Here is an 8,396-nt window from a genome sequence, read left to right on the forward strand (position 1 = left end):
AGGTGCAGCTCCTTGAAACACGCGCTCGAAGCCCTCCTCCGCGACACCCTGAAGTCCCTGGGCCAGACCGCGCCTAATGGTCCGCTGGTGGAGCGCACCCGCGACCGCAAGCACGGCGACTTCGCCACCAACGTGGCGCTGGCGCTGTCCAAGACCGCCGGCAAGAAGCCCCGCGACTTCGCCGAGGAGGTCATCAAGGCACTGCCGAAGAACGACCTCGTGGCGAAGACCGAGATCGCCGGTCCCGGCTTCATCAACTTCTTCCTGGCACCCACCGCCTACCATGCGGAACTGAAGACGATCCTTGGTCAAGGCGAGAAGTACGGCACCAACGATTCCGGCGGCGGTGCCAAGGTGATGATCGAGTTCGTCTCGGCGAACCCGACCGGCCCCCTGCACGTGGGCCACGGCCGCGGCGGCGCCGTGGGCGACAGCGTGGCGCGTCTCCTGGAGGCCACCGGCTGGTCCGTGTGCCGCGAGTTCTACTACAACGACGCTGGCGCCCAGATCGATAACCTGGCGAAGTCAGTGCAGGCGCGCTGCCAGGGCACGGACCCCGACCAGCCCGGCTGGCCGGAGGACGGCTACCGGGGCGAATACATCAAGGACGTGGCGAAGGCATATCTGGCGAAAGAGACGGCCCACGCGGACGACCGGGACGTGGTGGCGAAGGGGGACCCGAAGGACCTCGCCGCCATCCGCGAGTTCGCGGTGGCTTACCTGCGCCGCGAGCAGGATCTGGACCTGAAGGCCTTCGGCGTGAAGTTCGACGTGTACTTCCTCGAGTCCTCCCTCTATAGCGGAGGCAAGGTGGAGGAGACGGCGCAGGAGCTGGTCAAGCACGGCCACACCTATGAGAAGGACGGCGCGCTCTGGCTGAAGACCACGGACTTCGGCGACGACAAGGATCGGGTCATGCGCAAGTCCGACGGCAGCTACACCTACTTCCTGCCGGACGTGGCATACCACGTGCAGAAGTGGCAGCGCGGCTTCCACCGCGTCATCGACGAGCACGGCGCCGACCACCACTCCACCACCACCCGCGTGAAGATCGGCCTGCAGGCGCTGGACATGGGCATCCCGAAGGGCTGGCCCGAGTACGTGCTGCACCAGATGGTGACGGTGATGAAGGGCGGCGAGGAAGTGAAGCTCTCCAAGCGCGCCGGCAGCTACGTGACGCTGCGCGACCTCATCGACATGGCCAGCAAGGACGCCACGCGCTACTTCCTGATCGCGCGCAAGTCCGACTCCCAGCTCACCTTCGACGTGGACCTGGCGACCTCCAAGAGCAACGACAACCCCGTTTTCTACATCCAGTACGCCCACGCCCGGATCATGAGCGTGGAACGCCAGCGCGCGGAGAAGAAGATCGGGTTCGACCAGTCGAACGGCCTCGCCAAGGCCGCACGCCTGGACGGCGTGCACGAGCAGGCGCTCATGACCGAGCTCTCGCGCTACCCGGAGCTCCTGGAGACCGCCGCCCGCAGCCTGGAGCCGCACCTCATGGCCCAATACCTGCGCGAGCTGGCCGCCGCCTTCCACGGCTTCTATGACAACTGCCCGTTCCTGGTGGACGATGCGGACCTCAAGGACGCGCGCCTGACACTCGCCCACGCCACCCGGCAGGTGCTGCGCAACGGCCTCGCGTTGTTGGGCGTGTCGGCTCCGGATAGCATGTAGCCCATGGCCAAGGACTACAAAAACTCGCCCAAGCCGAAGGACAAGCCGAAGAAGAAGTCCGGCGGCTTCCCGGGCTGGGGCTGGTTCCTCCTGGGCATCGTCGCCACCATCCTGATCATCAAGGGCGGCCCGGTGCTGTGGAAGGCGGAGATGGAAGCCGGCAAGCGCGCCAAGCCGCCGGCCGCGGCGACGGTGGTGAAGGCCCCTGCCGCCTCCACCGCGCCCCACTATGACTTCTACAAGATGCTGCCGTCCTTCCAGGTGGTGATACCGGGGCAGGACAAGGAAGTGAAGTCAGGCAGCCCGGCGACGCCCGTGAGCCAGCCCGGCAGCTACGTCCTGCAGGTGGGCTCGTTCCCGAACTACGCCGACGCGGACAAGATGAAAGCGACGCTGGCGCTGCAGGGCATCGAGTCCAGCATCCAGCAAGTGCAGGTCAACAACGGGTCCACCTGGAACCGGGTGCGCATCGGGCCCATCAAGGACCTGAAAGAGCTCAACTCCATCCGCGCCAAATTGGCCGATGACCACATCGAGCCTCTCGTCATCAAGCAATAAATCCATTGTGCTGCCTTCGGCAGCGATTTGATCAAGAGGGCGCGTTCCGCCGCGCACACGGGCCCCTTTTCTTTGCTCGCCCAAAGAAAAGGGGCGAAAAGAAAGGGCGCCCCCGAGGTGCCGCCGCTTCGCGGTACCCTGTGCTCCTTGCTCACTGCGGGGCCGCGCTCACGGGCCTTCCCTGGCCCTTCGCGCGGACTCGCCCTCCCTGGCTTCGTCCCTGCGGGCCGACCTTGTTCGCTGCGGTGCTCGGCGGCACCTAAGGGGGTGGGAAGAACTCGCGTCTCTTCCTCTTGCCCCGTAGCGCGCGCCGAGCATCGCAGCGAGCAAGCCAAGCCGAAGGGCGCCGCCAGGACGGCGGCGCCTTCACACGCGAGGCAGGGACGCCTCGTGTGTGAAGCTGCGCAGCGAGCGAGAAGCGCAGGGAAGCCGTGGCTTCCACGGCCCGCGCTCCGGGTGGGCGCTTTTGGTTACTTTTGGCGCGCCAAAAGTAACCCGGCCCCAGGAGGGGCCGGAACGGTTTGGACAGGGATGTCGATTCCGCGAATCACCCTTCGCCGTCTTCCCCGCCCAACTGACGGAAATCGATCCCCAGCGAGTTGAGCTTGCGGTAGAGGTGCGTGCGCTCCATTCCGACGCGCTCCGCGAGCTTGCCCACCTTGCCGCCGCAGAGCTGCAGCTGCTGCTCGAGGTAAGCGCGCTCGAAGTGCTCGCGCGCCTCGCGCAGCGGCATGGCCAGGATGTCCTGCTTGATGAGCGCCTCGTGGTCGCCGGTGGAGAGCGGCGCGATGGCCTGCTCCACCTCCTCCAGCGTCACCTCGCCGTCGCCTCCGAGCATCAGCACCCGCTGCACCAGGTTCGAGAGCTCGCCGAGGTTGCCGGGCCAGGGGTAGTTGCGCAGGCGGTTCTGGGCCGCGACGCTGAAGCGCCGGTACTTGAGGTCCAGGCTGTCCACCAGGTGGTCCGTGAAGTAGCGCAGGAGGTCCGGCACGTCCTCCCGGTACTCGCGCACCGGCGGCACCCGCACTATCACCGCCGCCAGGCGGTTGTGCAGGTCGCGGCGGAACAACCCCTGGTCGAGCTGCGACTCGATGCGCGGCTCGGCGGCGGAGATGAGCCGCACGTCGAGGGTGCGGGCGGTCTGGCTGCCGACGCGGGTGAACGCGCCCTGCTCCAGCACCCCGGTGAGCGCGGCCTGGGCCTCGTCGTGCAGGTCCGAGAGGTCGCCCAGGAACAGGGTGCCGCCGCGGGCCTGCTCGAAGCAGCCGGGCGACTCGGCGCCCTCGCGCCCGCACAGGGACTCCAGCACGTCGCGCAGCTGCAGGCCGGCGAGCGAGACGGAGACGAACGGCCCCGCGGCGCGCGGTCCCATGGCGTGCAGGTAGCGCGCCAGGGTCTCGCGGCCGGAGCCGGGCTCGCCCACCAGCATCACCGAGGCCTCGTGCGGTGCGAGCCGCCGCAGCTGGTCGCGCAGGGTCTGCATGGCGCGGCTCTTGCCGACGGGCTCCAGCGCCGGCCGGCTGCCTCCGCCATGACGGCTGCGCTTCTGCTTGCCGCTCTCCACCGCCTGTTCCACGGTGCGCAGGAGCTTCGCCAGCGACAGCGGCTTCTCCACGAAGTCGACGGCACCGAGGCGGGTGGCCTCCACCGCGGTCTCCACTGTGCCGTGGCCGGACATCATCACCACCGGGAAGGCGAGCGCCCCGTCGCGGGTCCATTCGCGCAGCAGGCTGATGCCGTCCATGTCCGGCATCCAGATGTCGAGCAGCATCAGGTCCGGCTCGGCATGGGCCCGCGCGGCGCGCGCCTCGGCGGCGTTGCCGGCGGTGCGCACCTCGTAGCCTTCCTCGGTGAGGATCTCCTGGACCATTCCGCGGATGTCCGCCTCGTCGTCCACCACGAGTATCTGCGAGGCTCTCATTTCGCCTCCCTCCTGCCGCCGCTGCGGCGTTCTCCGTTGCCCAGCAGCGCGTGGCCGCGGGTGTGTTCGTTGATGGGCAGGCGGATCACGATCTGCGCTCCGCCCTCGGCGCGGTTCTGCACGCGGATGCTCCCGCCGTGCTCCTCGGCCAGCTTCTTCACGATCGCGAGCCCCAGGCCCGTGCCCTTGGGCTTGCTGGTGACGTAGGGCTCGAAGGCCTTGCCCAGGATGCCGGGGTCGAAGCCCGGCCCGTTGTCTTCCACGGTCATCTCGGCCATCTCCTCGGCACCGCGCCGGAAGTAGTGGGTGGCGATGCGCGCGCGGCCGTCCTTGCGGCCCTCCAGCGCCTCGTGCGCGTTCTTGAGCAGGTTGTGCAGGATCTGGCGCACCCTGCCGAGGTCCGCGCGCAACGGGGGCAGCGCCGGGTCCAGTTCCAGTTCCACCTGCATGTGCCAGTCACGGGTGCGGTAGAGGTCGGTGACCTCGCGCACCAGCGCGTTGAGGTCGAAGGCGGACATCTCCAGCAGCGGCGCGCGCGCGTACTCGCTGAAGGCGTTGACCATGGACTTCATGGCCTCCACCTGCTGCACGATGGTGTTGGTGGAGCGGTCCAGCACGTCCGCGTCCTCGCCCTTGAGCTCAGCCAGGTAGCGCCGGCGCATGCGCTCGGCGGCGAGCTGGATGGGGGTGAGCGGGTTCTTGATCTCATGAGCCAGGCGGCGTGCCACCTCGCCCCAGGCGGCGTCGCGCTGGGCCTCCAGGAGCAGCGTCAGGTCGTCGAACACCACCACCCGGCCTGCCGGCACCTCGCCTGTGGAGGGCAGCATGGCGCAGCTCACCATGAAGATGCGCCTGCCGCCCGGGCTGTTCAGCACCATCTCCTCGCGCCACTCCTTGTCGTCTGCGTCGAGGTGACGGCGGCAGGCGGCCACGAACTGGCCGAGCAGCGTGTCCTCCTGGCCCAGGCCCACCAGCGAGCGGCCCATGTGCTGGTGCAGGTCGGTCTCCAGGATCGCGCTGGCGGCGGGGTTCGCGGTCTTGAGCACCAGCGCGGCGTTGAACGAGATCACGCCGGAGGACAGCCGCGTGAGCACGGCGCCCAGGTAGCTGCGCTCGTTCTCCACCTGCTCGCGGCTCTTGCGGGCGGCCTCGCGGGCTTCCGCCAGGCGCTGGGTCATCTCGTTGAAGGACGACACCAGGTAGCCCACCTCGTCGCGCGAGGGCAGCGGCAGGCGCGTGGTGAAGTCGCCCCGCGCCACGGCGCGGGTGCCTTCGACGAGATCCTGGATCGGCGCCACCAGGGTGCGGGCGGCCACGAACGCGCCCCACACCGCCATCAGCACCGACAAGAGCAGCACCAGGAGCAGCGTGAGGTTGAACATGAGCTTCAGCGGCCCGCGCAGCACCGTGAGCTCGCGATAGTGCGAGTAGGCCTGCTGCACGCGGTTCGCGAGCCCGCTCTGCTCGCCGCCCACGGGGTAGAGCGCCTGCAGGCTCTGGCGGTTCCACCATGCGCCGCCCGGCACGGGCACGGGTACCACCGCGCGGATGTGCAGCCCGCCCTCGCCCACCGGGTCCAGGCCCACGTACTCGTTGCCGGAGCGCACCTGCACCAGCACCTCGGGGCCGGGCATGTCCGGCAGCAGGCTGCCGGGAGTCGAGGAACTGGTGGCGATGATGCGGTTGTTGAAGCCGCCGAGGAGCGTGAGCTCGCTGGCGCCATTCAAGCGGCGCAGCTGGTCGAGTTGGTACGAGGCCTGGCGCGTGTCGGTCACCGCCAGGGTGCGGGCCATGCGCTCGGTGCGCACCAAGAGGTCGCGCACGCGCATGTCGAGCGCGGTGCGCGACAGCTCCATGGCATCGCCCAGCGCGCTCTCGATGCGCACGTCGAACCAGCTGTCGATGCCACGGCTGATGAACTGGTAGGAGAAGTAGTACACCAGCACCACCGGCATGATCGCGAGCAGGCTGAAGGTGCCGACCAGGCGCAGCGTGAGGCGCGACCCTGCCACGTTGCGGGCGCGCTGCAGCAGGAGGCGCGTGAGGTTGTAGCCGATGACGATGAAGAGCGCGACCGCGGCGCCCGCGTTCAGGAACACCAGCCACACGTGCATGCTCTCGAAGCTCGCGGAGTTCGAGGTGCTCCGGGCCAGCGTGATGAGCGAGGCCAGCATGACGATCATGCCGAAGCCCATCAGGAAGAAGACGCCGTAACGCTTCATGGCGACACCAGCACCCACTGGTACCAGTCGCTCGACAGGTCCCAGCCCTTGAACAGGGACGCGATGAGCTGCAGCGGACCGGGGAAGCTCTTCACGTCCAGCACCGCGCGCATGCGGATGTTGTAGCGGCCCTCCGGGTCCAGCAGGTTCGCGTCGATCACCGGCAGGTCGCTCACCTGCCCCAGGTCGGTGATGGCTTCCCGGTAGGTTGGGTAGCTCTGCTGCCCGCCGCTGTTGAGGTTGGTGACGATGAAGCGGCGGCTGAGTTCGTGGTAGCTGATCTGGTAGCGCTGCTCGAGGTAAGCGGCCTGCTGGTTGGTCCACCAGGTGCGGTGCTTGATCACCTCTATCTGCAGCTCCACCGTGAGCGGCAGGCCGTTCTCGAGCGCGTTCACGGCATCGTCGGAGAGGTTCATGCCCACGTCGGCGTTGAGGTAGTACACGCCGTTCACGAGCTCGGTGTAGGCGGTGCGGATCACGAAGCCCGGCTCCTCACCGGCTTCAGCGTGCGCGGCGCCGGCGAGGCCCAACGCGAGCAGCGCCCCGAGGCCGAGACCGGCGAAGCGCCTGAGGGCCGTGGGGTGCGTCATGCCGCCGCCTCAGCCGCGCTTCTCGAGACAGGCATAGTAGAAGCCATCCATCCCGCCTTCACCGGTGAGCACCTGCCGGCCCGCGCCGCTCGCGACGCCCCAGTCCGCGTCCAGTGGCAGGGCGGCGGCATCCGGGTGAGCGGCGAGGAAAGCCGCGACTTGGGCGGCGTTCTCCCGCCGGAACACCGAACAGGTGACGTACAGCAGCTTACCGCCTGGCGCGAGCAGCGGCCATAGCGCGGCCAGGAGCCGCGCCTGCAGCGCGGTGGCGGTGCTCACCTCCGCCGGGGTACGGCGTGCCTTCACGTCCGGGTGGCGGCGCACCACGCCGCTGGCGGTGCAGGGCGCGTCCAGCAGGATGCGTTGGTAGGGCGCCCCGTCCCACCAGGTCTGTACCTCGGCGGCATCCGCCACCTTGAGGTCCGCCGCGAGCCCGAGGCGCGTGAGGTTCGCACGGATGCGCTGAGCGCGGCGCGCCTCGAGCTCCACCGCCGTGAGCGCGGCGGGCGTGTGCCGTTCCAGGAGGTGGCAGGTCTTGCCGCCGGGAGCGGCGCAGGCGTCCAGCACCCGCATACCGTCAGTCACATCCAATAGTCCGACCGCGAGCTGCGCACCCTCGTCCTGCACCGAGACCTTCCCTTCCGTGAAACCCGGCAGCGCCTCCACGTCTACCGCGTTCTCGAGGACCACGCCGTCGGCGGAATGGGCGCAGGGCCGCGCGGCCATGCCGGCGGCGGCCAGGGCCTCCAGGTAATCGTCGCGGCTGCCCTGGCGGCGGTTCACCCGCAACGTGAAGGGCGGCCGCGTGTTGCCCGCCTCCAGCATCGCCTGCCAGTGATCCGGCCAGTCCTTCTTGAGTTCCTCGATGAACCATCCCGGATGCGCGAAGCGCGCCACCGGATCGTCAGCCACCGCGGTTTCCAGCGCATCCTTCTCGCGCTGGAAGCGGCGCAGCACCGCGTTGAGCAGCCCCACGGCCCAGGGTTTGTCCAGCGCGCGGCAGGCTTCCACCGTCTGCTGCACCGCGGCATGCGGCGGGACACGGAGGTAGGCGAGCTGGTAGAGGCCGAGCAGCAAGAGCAGCTTCACATCCAGGTCGGCGGGCTTGAGCGGGCGCTCCACCAGCCGCGCGAGCCAGGCTTCGAGGCGCGGCTGCCAGCGCAGCGTGCCGTAGCAGAGCTCCTTCACCAGCGCCGCATCGCGAGGATCCGCGCAGTCCGCGGCAGCCCGGTCGGCGGCCTGGGTCAGGGTCTGCCCCTCCTTGAGCACCGCGAGCAGCGTCTGCACCGCGAGCACGCGGGGGGCGGCGGCGCGGCGCGGCGCGGCCATCACTCGAACCGCGCGCCGGCGAGGTCGCGGCCATTGGCGAAGTCCGCCGCCGAGAGCACGCGCCCGCCGGCGGGCTGCAGTTCCAGGATGCGCAGC

6 protein-coding genes are annotated in these 8,396 nt (G+C 69.1%); 2 read left to right on the forward strand and 4 right to left on the reverse strand.

Annotated features, from left to right (window positions below):
- Positions 1–12: 12 nt before the first annotated feature.
- Together argS and VF651_08245 are read left to right on the forward strand one after the other, a co-directional pair.
- The gene (gene argS, locus VF651_08240; protein ID HEX7965690.1) at positions 13–1,680 is read left to right on the forward strand and encodes an arginine--tRNA ligase; all 1,668 of its coding nucleotides are present in this window, start codon (positions 13–15) and stop codon (positions 1,678–1,680) included.
- A 3-nt stretch (positions 1,681–1,683) separates the two neighbouring features.
- The gene (locus tag VF651_08245) at positions 1,684–2,238 is read left to right on the forward strand and encodes an SPOR domain-containing protein (GenBank protein ID HEX7965691.1); all 555 of its coding nucleotides are present in this window, start codon (positions 1,684–1,686) and stop codon (positions 2,236–2,238) included.
- A 547-nt stretch (positions 2,239–2,785) separates the two neighbouring features.
- On the opposite strand, the gene VF651_08250 is transcribed toward VF651_08245, so the two are convergent.
- The 4 genes from VF651_08250 to rsmB are packed head-to-tail and all read right to left on the reverse strand — an operon-like array spanning position 2,786 to position 8,300.
- Positions 2,786–4,159, reverse strand: coding sequence for a sigma-54 dependent transcriptional regulator (locus VF651_08250; GenBank protein ID HEX7965692.1), 1,374 nt, complete (start codon positions 4,157–4,159; stop codon positions 2,786–2,788).
- Positions 4,156–6,381 (reverse strand): ATP-binding protein, encoded by a 2,226-nt coding sequence (locus tag VF651_08255; protein HEX7965693.1) that lies wholly within the window; start codon positions 6,379–6,381, stop codon positions 4,156–4,158. The genes VF651_08250 and VF651_08255 overlap by 4 nt, the downstream gene beginning before the upstream one ends.
- Positions 6,378–6,971 (reverse strand): DUF4390 domain-containing protein, encoded by a 594-nt coding sequence (locus VF651_08260; protein HEX7965694.1) that lies wholly within the window; start codon positions 6,969–6,971, stop codon positions 6,378–6,380. Before VF651_08260 ends, VF651_08255 begins: the two co-directional genes overlap by 4 nt.
- A gap of 9 nt (positions 6,972–6,980) precedes the next feature.
- Positions 6,981–8,300: a 16S rRNA (cytosine(967)-C(5))-methyltransferase RsmB gene (rsmB, locus tag VF651_08265; protein ID HEX7965695.1), complete on the reverse strand. Its 1,320-nt coding sequence runs from the start codon at positions 8,298–8,300 to the stop codon at positions 6,981–6,983.
- Positions 8,301–8,396: the final 96 nt, after the last annotated feature.

The organism is Gammaproteobacteria bacterium (genome assembly GCA_036383255.1).
In the GTDB taxonomy this organism is placed as follows: domain Bacteria; phylum Pseudomonadota; class Gammaproteobacteria; order Natronospirales; family REEB76; genus DASUBN01.